Annotated in this window: 18 protein-coding genes; 8 read left to right on the plus strand and 10 right to left on the minus strand. The window is 47.0% G+C overall.

All coding sequences use genetic code 11. From position 1 onward, the window contains the following. Window positions 1-4 precede the first annotated feature (4 nt). From R2X38_RS14135 to R2X38_RS14160, 6 genes are all read right to left on the minus strand, one after another. Window positions 5-1,099 carry a PTS fructose transporter subunit IIC gene (locus R2X38_RS14135; RefSeq protein ID WP_317522924.1) on the minus strand — a complete coding sequence of 365 codons (1,095 nt, stop codon included), beginning with the start codon at window positions 1,097-1,099 and terminating at the stop codon, window positions 5-7. Window positions 1,100-1,110: 11 nt separating this feature from the next. Beyond that, the gene (locus R2X38_RS14140) at window positions 1,111-1,425 is read right to left on the minus strand and encodes a PTS fructose transporter subunit IIB (protein ID WP_317522925.1); all 315 of its coding nucleotides are present in this window, start codon (window positions 1,423-1,425) and stop codon (window positions 1,111-1,113) included. Between the two features lie 10 nt (window positions 1,426-1,435). Beyond that, window positions 1,436-1,954, minus strand: a complete 519-nt coding sequence (locus R2X38_RS14145) for a hypothetical protein (protein WP_317522926.1) — start codon at window positions 1,952-1,954, stop codon at window positions 1,436-1,438. 265 nt (window positions 1,955-2,219) lie between these two features. Further along, window positions 2,220-2,960 carry a sulfite exporter TauE/SafE family protein gene (locus tag R2X38_RS14150; RefSeq protein WP_317522928.1) on the minus strand — a complete coding sequence of 247 codons (741 nt, stop codon included), beginning with the start codon at window positions 2,958-2,960 and terminating at the stop codon, window positions 2,220-2,222. 8 nt (window positions 2,961-2,968) lie between these two features. Next, window positions 2,969-3,856 (minus strand): sugar phosphate isomerase/epimerase, encoded by an 888-nt coding sequence (locus R2X38_RS14155; protein WP_317522929.1) that lies wholly within the window; start codon window positions 3,854-3,856, stop codon window positions 2,969-2,971. Window positions 3,857-3,915: 59 nt separating this feature from the next. Beyond that, window positions 3,916-4,806: a TIM barrel protein gene (locus R2X38_RS14160; protein ID WP_317522930.1), complete on the minus strand. Its 891-nt coding sequence runs from the start codon at window positions 4,804-4,806 to the stop codon at window positions 3,916-3,918. A gap of 199 nt (window positions 4,807-5,005) precedes the next feature. On the opposite strand from R2X38_RS14160, the gene R2X38_RS14165 reads away from it, so the two are divergent. Genes R2X38_RS14165 through R2X38_RS14175 form a run of 3 tightly spaced genes read left to right on the plus strand, consistent with a single transcriptional unit; the run spans window position 5,006 to window position 7,569 of the window. After that, window positions 5,006-6,223 (plus strand): acetyl-CoA C-acetyltransferase, encoded by a 1,218-nt coding sequence (locus tag R2X38_RS14165; protein ID WP_317522931.1) that lies wholly within the window; start codon window positions 5,006-5,008, stop codon window positions 6,221-6,223. A 9-nt stretch (window positions 6,224-6,232) separates the two neighbouring features. Further along, window positions 6,233-6,883: a 3-oxoacid CoA-transferase subunit A gene (locus R2X38_RS14170; protein WP_317522932.1), complete on the plus strand. Its 651-nt coding sequence runs from the start codon at window positions 6,233-6,235 to the stop codon at window positions 6,881-6,883. A gap of 2 nt (window positions 6,884-6,885) precedes the next feature. Then, window positions 6,886-7,569 carry a 3-oxoacid CoA-transferase subunit B gene (locus tag R2X38_RS14175; RefSeq protein ID WP_317522933.1) on the plus strand — a complete coding sequence of 228 codons (684 nt, stop codon included), beginning with the start codon at window positions 6,886-6,888 and terminating at the stop codon, window positions 7,567-7,569. A 231-nt stretch (window positions 7,570-7,800) separates the two neighbouring features. Here the strand turns inward: R2X38_RS14175 and phaC are convergent, their stop codons facing one another. The 4 genes from phaC to R2X38_RS14195 all read right to left on the minus strand — a co-directional run bounded on the left by phaC (window position 7,801) and on the right by R2X38_RS14195 (window position 12,092). Then, a complete protein-coding gene (phaC, locus tag R2X38_RS14180; protein WP_317522934.1) occupies window positions 7,801-9,609 on the minus strand; it encodes a class I poly(R)-hydroxyalkanoic acid synthase in 1,809 nt (602 codons plus the stop codon). Between the two features lie 68 nt (window positions 9,610-9,677). Further along, on the minus strand, window positions 9,678-10,025 hold the full coding sequence (locus tag R2X38_RS14185; RefSeq protein WP_044620913.1) for a phasin family protein: 348 nt from the start codon (window positions 10,023-10,025) through the stop codon (window positions 9,678-9,680). Window positions 10,026-10,104: 79 nt separating this feature from the next. Beyond that, window positions 10,105-11,313, minus strand: coding sequence for an acetyl-CoA C-acetyltransferase (locus R2X38_RS14190; RefSeq protein ID WP_317522936.1), 1,209 nt, complete (start codon window positions 11,311-11,313; stop codon window positions 10,105-10,107). A gap of 38 nt (window positions 11,314-11,351) precedes the next feature. Then, window positions 11,352-12,092, minus strand: coding sequence for an SDR family oxidoreductase (locus R2X38_RS14195; RefSeq protein ID WP_039460827.1), 741 nt, complete (start codon window positions 12,090-12,092; stop codon window positions 11,352-11,354). 570 nt (window positions 12,093-12,662) lie between these two features. On the opposite strand from R2X38_RS14195, the gene R2X38_RS14200 reads away from it, so the two are divergent. From R2X38_RS14200 to R2X38_RS14220, 5 genes are read left to right on the plus strand one after another with little or no spacing between them, the layout of a single operon-like run. Further along, a complete protein-coding gene (locus tag R2X38_RS14200; RefSeq protein WP_317522937.1) occupies window positions 12,663-13,619 on the plus strand; it encodes a MoxR family ATPase in 957 nt (318 codons plus the stop codon). Next, window positions 13,616-14,599, plus strand: coding sequence for a DUF58 domain-containing protein (locus R2X38_RS14205; RefSeq protein ID WP_317522938.1), 984 nt, complete (start codon window positions 13,616-13,618; stop codon window positions 14,597-14,599). The genes R2X38_RS14200 and R2X38_RS14205 overlap by 4 nt, the downstream gene beginning before the upstream one ends. Continuing rightward, window positions 14,592-15,098 (plus strand): DUF4381 domain-containing protein, encoded by a 507-nt coding sequence (locus R2X38_RS14210; protein ID WP_317522939.1) that lies wholly within the window; start codon window positions 14,592-14,594, stop codon window positions 15,096-15,098. The genes R2X38_RS14205 and R2X38_RS14210 overlap by 8 nt, the downstream gene beginning before the upstream one ends. Next, complete coding sequence (locus R2X38_RS14215; protein ID WP_317522941.1) at window positions 15,091-16,056, plus strand: VWA domain-containing protein; 966 nt, start codon at window positions 15,091-15,093, stop codon at window positions 16,054-16,056. The genes R2X38_RS14210 and R2X38_RS14215 overlap by 8 nt, the downstream gene beginning before the upstream one ends. Beyond that, the gene (locus R2X38_RS14220) at window positions 16,049-18,028 is read left to right on the plus strand and encodes a VWA domain-containing protein (RefSeq protein WP_317522942.1); all 1,980 of its coding nucleotides are present in this window, start codon (window positions 16,049-16,051) and stop codon (window positions 18,026-18,028) included. The genes R2X38_RS14215 and R2X38_RS14220 overlap by 8 nt, the downstream gene beginning before the upstream one ends.

Genomic DNA, 18,028 nt, shown 5'->3' on the forward strand with positions numbered 1-18,028 from the left:
TACCTTAAGCAGATTTCGCTACTTGCTGCTGGTCTTCAGCATCAGTGGCCTGTTTATTAAATTGTCGCTTCATCAGTACTGTGGTGCAGACGGCAACAAAAGCCACACCGGTTGCTATAGAGATGAAATACAAGAAGAAATGGGACGAAAGGATCAGGGCGAGAATGCCTGCCGCTGGCGCTTGGACTATCGAATCAAACATAATGACCATGGCAGCTGAAATGGCACTACCTATGGTATTGATAATGATCAGCGCGGGGTTGGCAAGAATAAAAGGTATCGCCCCTTCACTGATCCCAACACAAGACATCATTAACGCAGCACGGCCATTTTCCTGCAGCTCTTTGCTGTAGTATTGCTTGGCAAAAATCGTGGACAAGCCAATACCAAACGGGGCAATCATAATAGCGATATGTGACGCGGTAACTGGCTCAAAAATTCCCTGAGCAAACAGACCCAAGCTCACTGTAATGGCTGCTTTGTTGATTGGCCCACCCAAGTCAAAACCGACCATCGCGCCCAATACAGCGGCCATCACCACCTTGTTACCACCGGACATGCCAACCAACCAGTTTTCCAAACCAGTGTTAAGGGCAATCAGTGGATAACCAACAATATACTTCATAACGAAAAGGATGATGGCAGAGCCGATAAGGGGAATAATGACCATCGGTAACAAACTGCGGAACTCTTTCGGCAGTTTAATGTTAGCCAGCATCCAGCGGACTAAGTACCCCACCATCAAGCCGCCTAATAAAGCGCCTAAAAAGCCCATTTGCATATCGCGGGCTAACATACCCGCAATGAGCCCCGGGGCAATTGCAGGTTTACCAGCTAGACCAAACCCGACAAATGCAGCAATGACTGGAAATAATAAAGTCAGGCCATATAAGCCAAAGGTTTTAAGATCATTTATTAATTGGGCAACTAAAGAGTTGCTTTCTTTTAAATCAACACCAGTTAAAGTTTCAAATAATGAACCAAATGCCAACATCATACCACCAGCGACAATTACTGGGATCATATATGATACGCCGGTCATTAATGCTTCACGTAATTTATCTATTTCTGTTTTTTCTTTTTTCAGTAGTAGGGCCATGGTAATTATCCTTAATTAGTATTAATTAAATGCATCATGGTTTCGTAAACGGCATCGGGTTGTTTTATTGGGTCTGCCACTGCGCACTCCAAAATAGTAAGAGGTTCAAATCTATCCATCCCTTCCACTGCGACTTCTGCGGCAATGATAGCGCCATCAGCTCTTGCGATATCCTCAGCCGTGATTGCATTATCGATACCCGTACTGCCTTGAGTTTCGACCTTCACTTCCCAACCGTGATCCTTACCCAAGACTTCAAGAGCTTCTGCCGCCATATAGGTATGGGCAATGCCTGTTGGACACGCTGCTACACAAACAATATACATTTTTACCTCACTAGCAACTTTTTAAGCTGCTGTTATTAAATACAAAAAAAGCAGCAATCATCTTGCGACGATTGCTGCTCATTGGATGGGTGCTAACGTAATTTACGTTGCTTTTGCTAGCATGTTCACGACCAACAGATGCAGTTCCATTGTTTAAAGACATCGCTGCGTTCGCTGGTGCGTAGCGGTAGAAGCACACCAAGGAACTGGCCGAAACCTGCTTAGCAAAATATAGGTATGTCAGAGACAAGAAAGAGAACAGAGTGCGCATCTGAGCAGCACAAAAATGGTGATTGCGTTTCCAACGTGCAAAAGATGCATCACACCAATACCTGACTTGTTTCCCTAGCATGTCACCAACACTAATATAAAGCTGGTTATAGTCCGACGCTATCTCATCCAGTTCCTTGTCAGAGCTAGAGACTAAGCTATCGCTAGAACTAATACAGACACACGAATAAATAGCATTAACCAGAGTGTGTAAAACACCCCGGATAAATGCTAATAGCGTGGCCGTATCAATTTTCATCAAAGTATCCCCTATAAAGATATGCAAATCATATACACTTGAAATCAGTTAAGATGTGATGAAATTCACAAATAAACATCAATTGTTTTTTCACATGACTATTAATGACATTCATCACAAATATTAAGTCAAATAAAATCGAAGCTTCATTATTAATATTTCATGAAATTACTGTTTATTTTAAAATAGAAACCCCTGAAATACATATTAAAAAGCCGCAGTATTATTTCCCTACGGCTTTTGTATTTATCAGCATGATATGGAGTTACAACACATCTATTACCAACTTCGTCCCTGATAAGAAAAGGAAAAGGTAGCACAGACGGTAAACTACATCCTGGCTGACACGATGAAGCAACCACACCCCCATGTACACCCCAACAGGCGCAAGTGGCATCAGTACCATCGCCGTCATTAAGTTCGTTGTATCAAACTCGCCAAGCATGCTGTATGGGATCAGTTTTGCCAAATTGATAATGCCGAACAAAACGGCCATGGTTGCAATCAGGGTGACTTTTTCCAAGCGCAATGGCAGTAGATAAATACTGGCCGGCCCGCCCCCAGCATGAATTGCAGTACTGGAGAAGCCACCTAAGCTACTCCACCACCACGCACTGGCTTTGCCGGGCTTTTTATCTTGCTGGCTACCGCCCAGTACATACTGAACACAGAACAGCAGTGATAACACCCCAATCAAAAGTTTGAGCCCTGCTTCAGGGGTTACGCTAAGAAACAGTCCGGCTAGTAATACCCCTAACAAAGAGCCTGGCAGCATTTGCTTCAGCACTGAATAATCAGCACTGCGGTAGTGCTGCCTAACCGCAAATGCGTCCATCACACACAGGATAGGAAGCAAAATAGCAGCGGCTTGTGTTGGCGAGACTACTAAAGCCATCAGGGGAACCGCGATGATCCCTAACGCCCCGCCCAAACCGCCTTTACCAATCCCGTAAATCAATACAGCAGGTACAGCAGTGATGTAAAACCAAGGATCGGTAACTATCATCTCAACCCTTACCTGCAATGCTCAGCAAGATAACCTCGGCTTTTCGCCATATCACCCTTCACGTGATCCAACTGGGTGACAGCTCGCTCTTGTTCGACAACGACCCAACCTTGGTAATCAATATCCTGCAATACCTTGAAGATACTAGAGAAGTTGATACTCCCCTCACCGAGTGGGCGGGTTAGCCCTTTACTGAAAGCATTGGTCATACCGCAACGATCGCGCATCGCATTGTGTAATTGCTGGCCATCAACATCTTTAAAGTGCAGGTGTTCCAATCGGTTTGCATATCGGCGAATAAACTCTTCAGGTTTCATGCCATCGATAAACAAGTGGCCGATATCTAAACACAAGCCAAGACGTTCAGCCGGAATTGTGTTCAGTACCGTGGCAATCTCATCAGAAAACGCCACAAAGCCGCCGGAGCTGGGATGCAGCAAGGTACGTACACCTTTCGCCCCCGCCATTTCAGCAACCTCAGAGATAGTCGATATCATCGACTGCAATTGTTCCTGCTTAAGCCTGGGTGCGATAACGCCATGGCCAACATAGGCATCCCTCGCCGCATTAGCGCGATCCATGATGATCAGCTTATCGACACCAATGGCGTTGAGCAGCTCTATCACACGCTTCGCATTTGCCAGCACCTCTTGCTTTGAATCTGGGCAACTGAAATCACCATGAAGGTTCCCAGCACAGATTTTCATTCCTCTTACTCGCAGAGAGCTCGCAAGGATCGCCGGGTCTTCAGGAAAGTACCCAACAGGTCCAAGTTCAATCCCTTCATAACCCGCTTCACGTGCTTCTACCAACACTTTCGCCCAGCTAGGGTTTCCGCCTTGCTCTGAATTTTCCACTCCCCACGAGCACGGCGCACACGCTATCTTCATTGCCATAATTACTTCCTCTAAATGACAAACTACTAAACAAAATTCTTTTGCAAATTCGCTAGCGACTAAATGAAGCCTTTTTCTACTAAAAACTGACGGCTTTTCTTAATATCGGGTAGCGTAGTATCTGAATTGCGCGGATCGCGCTCTTGCTCAATGGTGATCCAACCGTGATAACCGATGCTATCCAGAGCATGCGCCACTTGGTCATAATCCACCGCACCTTCTCCTAATGGGCACATCACACCATCGGCACAGGCTTGCCAAAAACCGACCTGCATCTCAATAGCTTGTTGCAAGCGCTGCTGGTTTACGTCTTTGAAGTGGACATATTCCAGCCGGTCTTTGTATTCAACCAAGCTCTTAGCAGGATCCATGGTTGCGTAATAGAGATGGCCGGTATCGAGGCACAGGCCTACCTCGTCAGCAGACAAATCAGCAAGCATACGATCGATTTCATCCCGGTATTCAATATACCCACCAGCATGAGGGTGAACGACGGCCCTGATCTCATGACGCTTTGCAATCTCGGCAATATCCCTAATGGTGTTCATCATCTGCGCCCAGCGCACATCGTCGAGCCTTGGTGCCTGCTCTGGCATACCGGCATATCGGCTTCTTATGTCGTTGACGCAATCAATCACCACCAGCTTTTCACAGCCAATCTGTTGTAACAGGCCACACAAGCGCTTGGTTTTACTGATAATGTCTTCATAATTAGCAGACTCGGATAGCGGCTCGAAAATGGTCCCTGCGCAAATTTCCAACTCTTTGACATACAGCGCCGTGTTTACCGTATCGGCATCGAGTGGCAAAAAACCGTAAGGCCCTAACTCTGTACCGGTAAATCCACCCAACCTTGCCTCTGACAAGACTGTCATCCAATTCGGGTTATGTGGATTGTCAGATGATTCAACACCCCAGCAGCAAGGTGCACATGCAATTGAATAACTCATAGTTCCACCCTCAAGTGATCCATTAACTGAACGAAGCAAATTACAGTCAGACTAATCACTCTGTAGTCGAAATGGCGTGACCAAGCGCGCATCTTATTTTTGCATTTTCGCAAATCAGATTTGAATCTATGCCTATAACACCCCTGGGCCCGCCCCCCATACACTGTTGATAACAAATCAAACTGAAACAGGAAGTTGTATGGAATCTGTATACATTGTTGCCGCCAAACGCACCCCAATCGGCAGTTTTAATGGTGCTCTCGCCCCAGTCTCTGCGCCTCAGCTAGGGGCAACCGCCATCAAAGGTGCACTTGAGCAATGTCATCTCGATCCAAGCCTGATTGATGAAGTAATTGCCGGTAATGTCCTTAGTGCTGGAATTGGTATGGGCCCAGGTCGACAAGCTGCGATTTTGGCAGGTATCCCTGAAACTGTACCGGCCTATACCCTTAATATGATCTGTGGCTCCGGTATGAAAACCGTGATGGATGGAGTCAGCCATATTCGTGCAGGAGAAGCCGAAATCGTTATCGCATGTGGAATGGAGAGCATGTCGCAAGCGCCTTTCATTTCTGCAAACCCACTACGTGATGGTGTAAAAATGGGTCAGCTGACACTTGATGACTCAATTATCAAAGATGGCCTGACCGATGTGTTCAACCAATACCACATGGGGATCACTGCAGAGAACATTGCCGAACTGCACGACCTTAGCCGTGAAGAGCAAGACCAATTTGCTCTATCAAGCCAGCAAAAAGCGACGGCGGCTATCAAAGAGCATGGCTTCAGCGATGAAATCGAGCCGGTCAATGTCTCCCACCGCCGTCAGCAATACAGCGTCAGCATTGATGAATACCCAAAAGCCGATGCGACGTTTGAAAAATTACAAAGTCTTCGTACCGCATTCAAAAAAGAAGGCACAGTCACTGCCGGTAATGCTTCTGGCATTAACGATGGTGCCTCCGCCATTATCCTTGCTTCTAAGGCTGCAGTTGAGCGCTATAACCTCACGCCTATGGCTGAGATCGTATCTTGCGGCCAAGCAGGCCTATCACCAAAAGTAATGGGTCTTGGCCCAGTGCCAGCCATCGCAAACGCGCTGGATAAAGCCAAATTGACCTTGGCAGATATCGAATGTTTCGAGCTCAATGAAGCATTCGCAGCCCAAGCGCTTGGGGTAATTAAAGAGTTGTGCGAGAAGCACGGAGTCGATAAGCCTTGGCTGGAAGCTCGTACCAATTTAAATGGCGGCGCAATCGCCCTAGGTCATCCTCTTGGGGCTTCAGGCAACCGCATTCTAACCACATTGATTTACCAACTTGAACGTTCACAGCAAACCTATGGCTTAGCCTCCCTCTGTATTGGTGGTGGTATGGGCACTGCTGTGATTATCCGTCGATGCCAGGCGAACAAATAGGAGCACAAGATGAAAAAATCTATTTCAGCCAATGAGATCGCCAACCTACTCCGCGATGATATGACCATCATGATCGGTGGCTTTATGGCAAACGGCGCACCTGAAGGGCTTATTGATATCATTCTTGAGTCTGATATTAAAAATATCACATTGATCACTACAGACACCGGAACACCTGAGTCAGGTTCTGGCCGCCTGATCAAAGCCAAGCGTATCAAGAAGCTCTATGCCTCCCACATCGGTACCAATCCTGAAACTGGTGCACAGATGAACAGTGGCGAGCTGGATGTTGAACTCGTACCGCAAGGCACCTTGGCCGAACGTATTCGTGCGGCAGGCGCGGGCCTTGGTGGTGTATTAACGCCTACTGGCCTCGGCACGCTGGTCGCTGAATCCAAGCAGGTGATTCAAGTCGATGGCAAAGACTTCCTACTGGAAAAACCGCTGCACGCTGACCTTGCTCTGATCCGCGGCTCTGTGGTCGATACCAAAGGCAACACCGTCTACAAAGGCACTACACAAAACTTCAATCCGCTTATGGCCACAGCTGCTGATACCGTCATTATTGAAGCGGCAAGCTTGGTCAACGCTGGTGACATTGCCCCTGAGGCGGTGCATACACCAGGGCTGTTCATTGACCATATTTACCAAGGAGCCTAACCATGACAATTCAACGAGAAAAGCATCAGATCCGACGCATGATTGCATGGCGTGTCGCTCAAGAGCTTCATGATGGCGACGTGGTCAACCTGGGTATCGGGCTACCTAGCCTTGTGGCTAATGAGACTTCATCGGATATCGAAATTCTGCTACAGGCCGAGAATGGCCTTATAGGCATCGGTGAAATGCCAGATGAGGCTAACATTGACCCTGATCTAGTCAATGCCGGTGGTCAGCCTATTACCGCGACGACAGGCGCATGTACATTCCATAGTGCTGACTCATTTACCATCATCCGTGGTGGCCACGTTGATGCAACGGTACTGGGTGCACTGCAAGTTGACCAATTTGGCAATTTGGCCAACTGGATCATCCCGGGGAAAATGGTTCCTGGTATGGGCGGTGCCATGGATCTTGTGGTCGGAGCCAAGAAGGTTATCGTTGCCATGGAGCACACCGTAAAAGGCAAGCCTAAGCTACTCAAACACTGCTCGCTACCGCTTACCGCGGCCAACCAGGTTGATCTGATTGTGACAGAGCTTGGCGTCATCAAAATCACCGAGCAAGGGATGGTGTTGACTGAACTGGCACCGGGCACCACCATTGATGAAATTCAGGCAGCAACAGAAGCAGAGTTGATTATCTCTCCTAATTTGAAAGCGATGCCGATCCCAAGCGATCTCTAGTATCAACACTACTAGCCTAAAACAACACCGAGAGCTCATTCATAAATGACTCTCGGTGTTTTGTTATCTGAGACAGTGTCCATACATCATTCTTACTTGCACGAGCACTCTGAACCCGTCACCTTGCGCAAACAAAGTCCATTACCAAACTAGTCGATAACAACATGGTTTTGAAAAGCATAAAAAAGCCAACGCATAAGCGTTGGCTTCACTCATAGAGATATTGCTAAGTTAAGCTTCTTCCGATTGACCTTGCAACACGTTAGACACTTCAATCGGCAACTTCTGCATCACATAATCGCCTGGGGCTGCACATTTTACTGGATAGTTATCACTACCAGCAGAGCGTGCATCAACCGCCTCAGCTTCTTCGAAACCTGCAATCCACTCGTTCCAGTGACCCCACCAAGAACCTTCTTGGCGTTTAGCCCCTTTCAACCATGTTTCAGGCTCAGCCGAGGACTTATCATTGGTCCAGAAACCATACTTGTTCTTGGCTGGGTGGTTAACAATACCTGCAATATGACCAGACTCCCCCAGAACAAACGTAGACTTGCCGCCTAGCTTACGAGCACCACGGTAAGTACCCTGCCACAGCGCAATGTGATCTTCCTGGGTTGAGATGAAATAGGTTGGTATCTTGATCTTAGCCAGATCAATATACACACCACCTACTTTAAACCCTTTCGGATCAACAAGACGATTTTCCAGATAAAACTGGCGTAGCAGTGTACTGTGACACGCTACAGCAACATTGGTGCTATCCCCATTCCAGTACAGCAAATCGAAATCGATTGGACTGTTACCTTTGAGGTAGTTGTTAATGTAGTAGTTCCAGTAAAGGCTGTTTTCACGTAGCAGACTGAAGGTTACACTCAGTGAGCGGCCATCCATATACCCTTTTGCTTCGTTTTGCGCTTCAATAGCCGAGATAATCGGATCATTGATGTAAGCGCCGATTTCACCTGGCTGAGAGAAATCTAACAGCGTCGTAAAGAATGTCGCCGACTTTATGCGGCTACGCATACGCTTAGCAGAGTAGTAAGCCAACGCAGTCGCTAACAGCGTACCGCCAATGCAGTAGCCGGCTGCATTTATCTGCTTCTCACCCGTGATATCTTCGATAACATCAACCGCTTTAACGACCCCATCAACAACGTAGTTGTCAAAGTCGACATCGTACATGCTGGCATCAGGGTTACGCCAAGACATCATGAATACGGTATGTCCCTGCTCCACCAACCAACGTACCATTGAGTTCTTCTCACGAAGATCCAAAATGTAGTACTTATTGATAAACGGCGGTACGATCAAAAGCGGTGTTGCGTTGACTTTTTCGGTCAGTGGCTTGTATTGAATCAACTCAAACAAGTGGTTCTTGTAGACAACATCACCAGCGGTGTTTGCCACGTTTTCACCCAGTTGAAAAGCCGCATCATTGGTCATGCGGATTTTCAACACATCGGCACTCGACTGCAAGTCCTGCTGAAGCAGCTCCATGCCTTTGATCAGGTTTTCACCATTACTCTCAACCGTCAGCTTAGCCAGCTCAGGGTTGGTAGTAATAAAGTTGGTTGGCGACAATGCATTAATCGCCTGGCGCGAAAAGAAACTTAAACGCTCCTTGGCCTTCTCATCAAGTCCTTCAATCGACTCGATAGACTCTTTCATTTTATTGCTAAATAGCAAATAAGATTGCTTGATATAGTTGTAAAACGCTTCATTTTCCCAAGCAGGGTCGGTGAAACGCTTATCATCTTTTTCGGGCTGAATATAATCTGGCTTATCGTCACTTTTCATAACGACATTTTGCCAAATCTTCATTTGATTTTCCCACCAGTCCATTTGCAATTGAGCAATGACGGCTGGCTGCGCTGAAGCTTTTTCAATGAACTCGGTCGTATCTTCCAAGCTAATTTCGTTGAGCGCTTTATTAAGGGGAGTATTCATGGCTGCCTTGCCTGAATCCAGCTCCTGCCACCACATTTGGTTCATTTCCTGGAGCTTGGCAAAGTAGTCCGAAAAAAAGTTCTGGTTCATTCCAATGACCTCTAATTTTGGACTAAAAATGCCGCCCCTGAATGGGGGCGGCAGAGTGGTCATTTTGATTAAGCTGGAGTGACTTGCTTTACGTTTTCAGCAACGAGCTCTTCAACTTCAGACTTAAAAGACTGAGCGATTGCAGTGAACTTGTTGCTGTCATCGATTAGTTGCTGAGAAAGCTTAGTCAACGTTTCTAGCTGCTGGCTGTTGTAAGCAGCAAATGACTGAACGTCTTTTACTTCGCTAACAGCTTTAAGCTGAGAAAGACCTAGCTCGCTGTATGCGCGAACTGCAGCAAGCTGAAGCTCAGTTAGCTCTTCAACATTCTTAGTGAACACTTTGTTGAACTTAACGTATGGTGCTAGTGATTTTTCAGTCTGCTCAGAGAAAGATTTAAACATTTCCGTATACATAGCTTGTTTCCTTCATTTAAAGAATGATTGAGTACCTGTGCCATGGTGAATACAGGTACTGTTTAGCTTTACAATTGAATTAGACGCTTTTCAGTACAATTGCTGTACCCATACCACCACCAACACACAACGTGGCTAGGCCATGCTCTGTGCCACGACGGCGCATTTCGTGAAGAAGGCTGACAATAATACGGTTACCTGAAGCACCCAGTGGGTGACCCAGTGCAATCGCACCACCATTTACATTGGAGCGCTCGGCCAGATCTTCGACTTGAGACCCTAGCTCGTCGGCCAATTCATGAAGTACACCTAGAGCCTGACCCGCAAACGCTTCATTGAACTCGAACAAACCAACATCCGCGATGTTAAGCTCTGCTTTGTCCAACGCTTTAACCACAGCAGGAACCGGACCTAGACCCATTACCTCTGGAGCAATACCCGCTTGGGCATAGCTTTCAATTTCAGCTAACGGCGTCAAGCCATATTTTTCGACAGCCGCTTCTGAAGCAACGATAATTGCACTGGCACCATCGTTAATGCCTGATGCGTTACCTGCTGTAACAGAGCCACCCTCTTTCTTGAAGGCTGGACGAAGTTTCGCCAAACCTTCAATACTTGCGTCCGCTTTTGGATACTCATCGGTATCTACAACACTGGTTTTTCTGCGAACAGTCACTTCTACAGGTGCAATCTCACCTGCAAATTTGCCTTGTTCGATAGCTGCCACTGCTTTTTGCTGGCTTGCCAATGCAAAGTTGTCTTGCTGCTCACGATTAAGGCCCACTTTGGCAACAACATTTTCTGCTGTTACGCCCATGTGGTACTTATTGAAGACATCGGTAAGGCCGTCGGAAATTAGAAGATCATCTAGGCTTAGAGAGCCCATTTTCTGACCATCGCGAATCGTTGCTGGTGCACAGAATGGAATCTGAGACATATTTTCTGCACCAGCTGCAACAACAAGTTCAGCATCGCCTGCTTTGATATGAGCAGCAGCATCCATTACCGCTTTCATACCTGAGCCACATACCATGTTTAGGCTGTATGCTGGTACTTCCTGAGGGACACCAGCATAGATAGCCGCTTGACGACCAGGGCCCATACCTTGTCCAGCACCAACAACATTACCAAGAATAACTTCATCAAGGTTTGCTGGGTCTACCTTAGCTTCTTCCAGCGCCGCTTTAATTGCGACAGCAGCCAGTTGGGAAGCAGGAACTGATTTCAGCGCACCATTAAAACTACCGATAGGCGTACGTTTAGCCGCAACGATATATACTTTTGCCATGATTTTTTGCGTCCTTTCAAAATTCAGAAATTAAACCATTAGTGCATGTACAAGCCGCCGTTCACAGACAGTGTTTCGCCAGTGATGTAAGCAGCAGCATCGCTTGCCAAGAAAGTCACCGCCGCCGCGACTTCAGCAGGGGCTGCAAGACGTTTCATTGGGATTTCAGCTTTAATGCTATCTAGTACTTCTGGCTTAATTGCTTCTACCATTGGCGTACCGGTGTAGCCTGGGGCAATGGCGTTAACCGTAACACCAGAACGTGCACCTTCTGCTGCCAATGCTTTAGTGAAGCCGATCATCCCTGCTTTAGCAGCAGAGTAGTTCGCCTGACCAAACTGACCCTTAAGACCATTGACTGAGGAAATATTAATCACACGTGAATTACCGTGTTCGCACATTGAAGCAAACAGCGGCTGAGTCACGTTAAACAAACTGTTCAGGTTTGTTGTAATCACATCACTCCACTGCTCTTTGGACATGCGCTTGAACGTTGTATCGCGTGTAATGCCAGCGTTATTGACAAGCACATCAATGTTACCTTCCTCTTGCAGCAATGTTGCCAATGCTTCTGCACAGTAGTCAGCATCCGTAACATCTAGCGGGAACAAACGAACCTGCTCTTCCGAATAATTATTCTCTTTAAACCATTCTTTAGCTTTGGCTTCACCGCTTGGGAAATATGTGGCAATCACACGAAAACCCGCATCCACTAATCCTTTAGTGATCGCTGAACCAATACCACCTTTTGCACCAGTTACTAATGCTTTTTTACTCATTACAGAAGACTCCATTCCATCTTTATGATGACTTACAATCCTTAAACCTCAAATACTTATAAGCATCTCATCAATAAGGACCACTAACCAACGTAGACTGTTTAATCAGCCTTATTTTTAATCTTGTTGCATCCTAGCGAGCGAAAAAGACACTTAGGTGACTTTTACATTGCACGAATATTATAAGAACACATGCACATAGCAATATCAACACGGAGCATCAATGGTCGTACCAATATTCCTGCATAGAATCACGCTAAACCGCAAAACCAAGACTAACCTTTAAATGTGTCATTAATGTTAATTTTTGTAAGCATAATAGGTGCCAAGTTTTATATAAGCGAAAACAATGATATAGAATGAGGTAATAGCTAAATTTTGACTGTTATTTGTGCAAGGTTGCACTGCAAAAGTGCATCAATAATCACTATTATTAAGAGGTCTGATCTGTTGCAGGAGTGAATAAAAAGGCTAGAAAATCACCACCCACTCCTTAGCGCTGAACTAAAGCCGCCAATTTGAGTCTTAATTTTCATATTTGACTGTTTCATTTAAGGAAAATAGCACCCCATGTTGACAACGACTTTCCAACGCCTTCAATCTCACCTGAACACTCAGGTCATCGGTCAACCGAATCTTGTTAAACAGTTAATGATCGCCCTACTTGCTGACGGCCATATCTTGGTTGAAGGGCCTCCTGGTTTGGCCAAGACACGAGCTGTAAAAGTGTTATCTGATAGTATTGAGGGTAACTTCCACCGCATTCAATTTACCCCGGATCTCTTGCCTGCCGATTTAACAGGCACTGACATTTTCCGTCCCGAAACGGGAGATTTCACTTTCCAGCCCGGTCCAATCTTCAATGCCTTGTTGCTTGCCGATGAGATCAACCGTGCACCGGCAAAAGTACAAGCCGCGATGTTAGAAGCAATGGCTGAAAAGCAAATCACCGCAGGACGTAAAACCTATCAATTACCTGAGCTGTTTTTGGTCATGGCGACCCAAAACCCTATTGAGCAAGAAGGGACCTATCCACTGCCAGAGGCTCAGTTGGATCGATTTCTACTTCAACTCAACGTTGAATACCCAGACGAATCCAGCGAACTGGAAATTCTGCGACTGAATAGAGGTGAAGCTTTAGGCATCACAGCACAAGAGCAAGTACAAATTACGCAAGAAGAGATCTTTGCGGCCCGTAAAGAAGTGCTCAACATCCATATGGCTGAAGAAGTTGAGCAATACATCATTCGCTTGGTCATGGCGACGCGTCACCCATCCAAATACAGCGAGCAACTTGCTAGTTGGTTACAAATGGGGGTTAGCCCGCGTGCAACACTTGCTCTTGACCGCTGTGCCCGTGCCCATGCTTGGCTTAACGGCAGGGATTTTGTCACACCTGAAGATGTCCAGCTGATGGCTTATCCCGTGCTGCGTCACCGCTTGCTTCTTAGTTATGAAGCCCAAGCTGAAGCTGTCGCTCCGGATACTATTATCGAGCAGCTAGTCTCACAGGTTGCTTGCGCATGAACTCACAGGATTTAACTCCAACACTCCCTGCTCACAGTGATGGTGTTAACCTCTGCCTGGCTGAATTACTGCAATACAAAAACCAGTCAGTAAGATGGTTACCCCCTGCACAAAGTGTCTGGTCACAGCTAAATGGCAAGCACCAAAGCCGTCACAAAGGGCGCGGAATGAATTTCGCCGAAGTACGCCCCTATCAGGCAGGAGATGATATTCGCGCCATCGACTGGCGCGTTACTGCTCGTACCGGTAAAACGCATACCAAGCTGTTCACCGAAGAGCGTGAGCAACCGGTGATGCTGCTGATCGATGTCAGCCCAAGCATGAAATTTGGCACCCAACTGCTGTTGAAATCTGTCCAAGCAGCCCACTTTTCCAGCTTGCTCAGTTGGCTGGCTGTTAGTGAGCAAGACCGGATCGGAGCCATTGTGTTTAACGGTAACCGCCTGTACGAATGCAAACCAACCGCTCGCCAGCAAGGGCCGTTAACAGTCATCAACGCCATCATTGCCGCCCACCAAGAAAGTGGGAGTGAAGAAGGTGGGAATGACGGTTTCAATGACAAGCGCCTGAACTTCTCCGATGCCTTGAAACACCTGCATCACCTCTGCCCTAAAGGCAGTGAAATCATCGTACTTAGTGATTTCTATCAATTGCAGGACAAAGACAAACGCCGCTTAAGCCAGCTGCGTCAACACAACCGGCTTCAGTTCGTCCAACTCTTTGACCCATTAGAGTTGGGTCAAACTACATTCAATGGCATTGAGTTTGTCACCGATGATCAGCAGTCAACGTGGCTAGACTTTTCCGCAAAAAGTACCCGTGAAAGCCTGAGCACTCAGTACCAGCAGCATCAAGAATTCATTCAGGAAATGTGCAAAAGCCTCGCTATACCATTGCACCACTTGTCTGCCGCCCAAACCTTAATGGAGCAATTGGGCCATTCCGGTTTCAAAGCCTATAAAGGAGGGGAAAATGGCTGAAGCAACAACACTACCGACGCTTCCCCTTGCAGATATTCACCTGCCTGATGCTCCGGGAGTTTGGCCACTGGCATGGGGTTGGTGGGTTGCCATCTTGCTCACTTGTATTGCAATAGCTTTTTTGGTGATGGCTTTCAAGAAACAGCGACGTTACAACCTTGCAAGACGGGAAGCCTTACAACACCTAGCAACGTTGAAATCACCCGAGCATTTCAATCAAGTTAACTTGCTATTGCGTCAGGTGGCAATGTCTTACCATTCACGAGAATACGTAGCGGGCTTGACCGGTCAATCGTGGCTTTCGTTCCTCGATCTGCATCTGGAACAAAAGGATCAAGGTTTTACCCGCTTGAAAGACACTTGGCAGCAAGGGTTATTCTCCCCAACCCCGTTAGAAAAAGAACAATTTGCTATGTGTTACCAACAAGCCAAAAAGTGGATCCGCAAGGCCAAGTTTGATGTCTTGCCGGAAGTATCCAAGGAGTCTGGTAATGTTTGAATTTACTTGGCTCTGGGCTTTCACGCTGCTCCCAGTACCTGCAGTTGTGTATTTCTTCAGCAAACCCAAAGCTCAGCCTGCGGTTATCAGGCTACCTAAGTTACCTGATGGACTCGGGCAGAAAGCCAAAGTTAGCCGTTGGTTAGTCGCCCTCATGGCAGTGGCATGGTTATGTTTGATCGGTGCATTATCACGTCCGGTCTGGTACGGCGATCCGATAGAGATCAACCCAGATCACCGGGACATGATGCTAGCAGTCGATTTATCAGGATCAATGTCGATCAAAGATATGATCACCGAAGACGGCGAGGCTATTGATCGCCTAACGGCTGTTAAGGATGTGCTGCATCAGTTCATAGGCAAGCGTAGTGGCGATCGTCTCGGGCTGGTTTTGTTTGCCAACCATGCCTACCTGCAAACACCACTGACCTTTGACCGAGATACCGTCCAGCAACAACTCGACCGTACTGTATTAGGACTTATTGGCCAAAGTACCGCTATCGGTGAGGGGCTAGGTATTGCAACCAAGACCTTCATCGATAGTGAAGCACCACAGCGAGTGATTGTGTTGCTGAGTGACGGTGCTAATACCGCTGGTGTCATTGAACCACTGGAAGCTGCTGAGCTTGCTGCCCGCAGTGATGTCACCATTTATACCGTTGGTGTCGGCGCTGAAGAGATGGAACAACGCACCTTCTTTTCTACCCGTACGGTTAATCCTTCCCACGATCTCGATGAGAGGATGCTAACCCGCATTGCGGAAATGACCGGCGGACAATACTTCCGAGCTCGTAACCCGCAAGAGTTGGAACAAATTTATCAGATGATTGACCAGCTAGAGCCTATCAATACCGCCCAGCAAACTTGGCGGCCTCGTCAGGAGCTATTCCGATTCCCCTTGGCTCTATCTCTGTTGTTGTCGGTCGTTATTGTTGTTATGAGAAAGCGTAATGGTTAGTTTTACATTTCTATATCCATATTGGCTAATCGCTCTGCTGCCATTGCTGATGATCTTGCCTTGGTTAGCCAAGAAGAAACACAAGCAAGGGCTTATCGCACCGCACTTGGCCGAAAAACTGGGGCTATCAACTAAAGCTCAATCTCGGGCTACCTTGCCAGCTCTGGGTATCCTCTGGACTCTCGCTGTTGTCGCACTTGCAGGCCCAAGCTGGCAGAAATCACCGATTCCTGCTTTTAGCCTCTCAGGAGCTCGGGTCTTGGTCATGGATATGTCTCGTTCCATGTATGCCGATGACATTGTGCCGAACCGCCTTAGCCAAGCCCGCTTCAAAGCACTTGATCTCCTGCCCGGTTGGAAAGAAGGCAGCACCGGCTTGGTCACTTATGCGGCAGATGGCTATATTGTCAGTCCATTAACGAAAGACAGCTCGACGTTAGCCAACCTTATCCCTCACCTCTCCCCCGAAATCATGCCTATCCAGGGCAGTAATGCTGCGGCAGGTATCCAGGAAGCCATCAACCTGCTTAAGCAAGCTGGCCACCAGCAAGGGGATATCATATTGATCACTGATGGTCTAAGCCAAAAAGAAAGTCGAGATAGCAAAAAGCTACTGGATGAGAATCAGTATCGTCTTTCTATTTTAGGTGTCGGGACAACGGATGGTGCACCAATTAGGCTACCAGACGGAACGCTACTGACTAATAGCAACGGCAAAACTGTGATCGATAAACTGGAAATCGCTCCTCTGCGTGAGCTAACACGCTTAACGGGAGGTGTTTTCCAACTATCCCAACCTACCGACTTTGATATCGAAGCGCTCATCAAGGCAACAGAGAAACCTATCAGTAACAATAACAGCGATGCCAGCAAAGAGCTTGAAGAACGAATTAATGGTGGTTTCTGGTTATTGCTTCCTATTGCCTTACTCGCCTTACTTGGTTTCCGCCGTGGTGTGATTATCGCTGCCATATTGATAATCACACCCGTTGATGATGCATTCGCTGCGTCCTTGTCTGCTCCTTTCACCAATAATGACAATTTGGGTTTTGAGTTATTTGAACAGGAAAAGTTTGCAGAAGCCGCAGAGCAATTTTCTTCGCCGCAATGGCGTGGTGCCGCGCAATATAGAGCGGGAGACTTTGAAGGGGCAATAGATACTCTCTCGCCGCTTTCTGATGAACACTCCCAGTACAACCTTGCCAATGCCTATGCGCAAAGCGGTGATTTAGACCGAGCTGAATCTCTATATCAATCGATTCTGGATAAGAACCCGGATCATCAAGATGCTCAAAAAAACCTGTCACTAGTCCAAGCCCTCAAAAAACAGCAAGAGAGGCAACAAGAAAAGCAAGAACAGAGCCAGCAGCAGAGCGATCAGCAATCAGAGCAAGATCAGAATCAATCTCAGGGGCAACGGCAGCCCCAAGATAATTCATCTCAGAATGGGAAAAACCAGTCGCAAGACAATCACCAAGATCAGCAACAGGAGCAACCAGAAGAAAATTCTGACTCTGAACAAGGCCAAAATCAAAATCAACCAAGTGGTTCACAGCAACAGAGCCAACAAACTCAAACTGATCAGCAAAGTGAACAAAATGGCCAGCAGCAGAGTGATCAGCATCAAAATGATCAACATTCAGGGCAAGCTCAGAGTCAATCCAATAATGACCAGAGTGATGCGATGAACCAACAACAGGCTCAGTCTTCTGGAGAGCAACAACAATCAAATGAAGAGTCTTCAGCACAATCATCACAACCTGGGGATAGCAATGACGAACCAGAAGAAAACAACGCCAGTGCTTTAACAGGTTCACAAGGCCAAGAAACGCCAGACAGCGTTACCGCCAGTGATCCGGTTCTAAAAAAATTGGAACAAGTGCCGAATGACACCAGTGCCTTGATCCGCGCTCAGCTCATCTTGCAGGCTCGAGAGAAACAGGCACCTGAAGCAACAGATAACTCTTGGTAA

This window comes from Photobacterium rosenbergii (genome assembly GCF_033022775.1).
Classification (GTDB): domain Bacteria; phylum Pseudomonadota; class Gammaproteobacteria; order Enterobacterales; family Vibrionaceae; genus Photobacterium; species Photobacterium rosenbergii_A.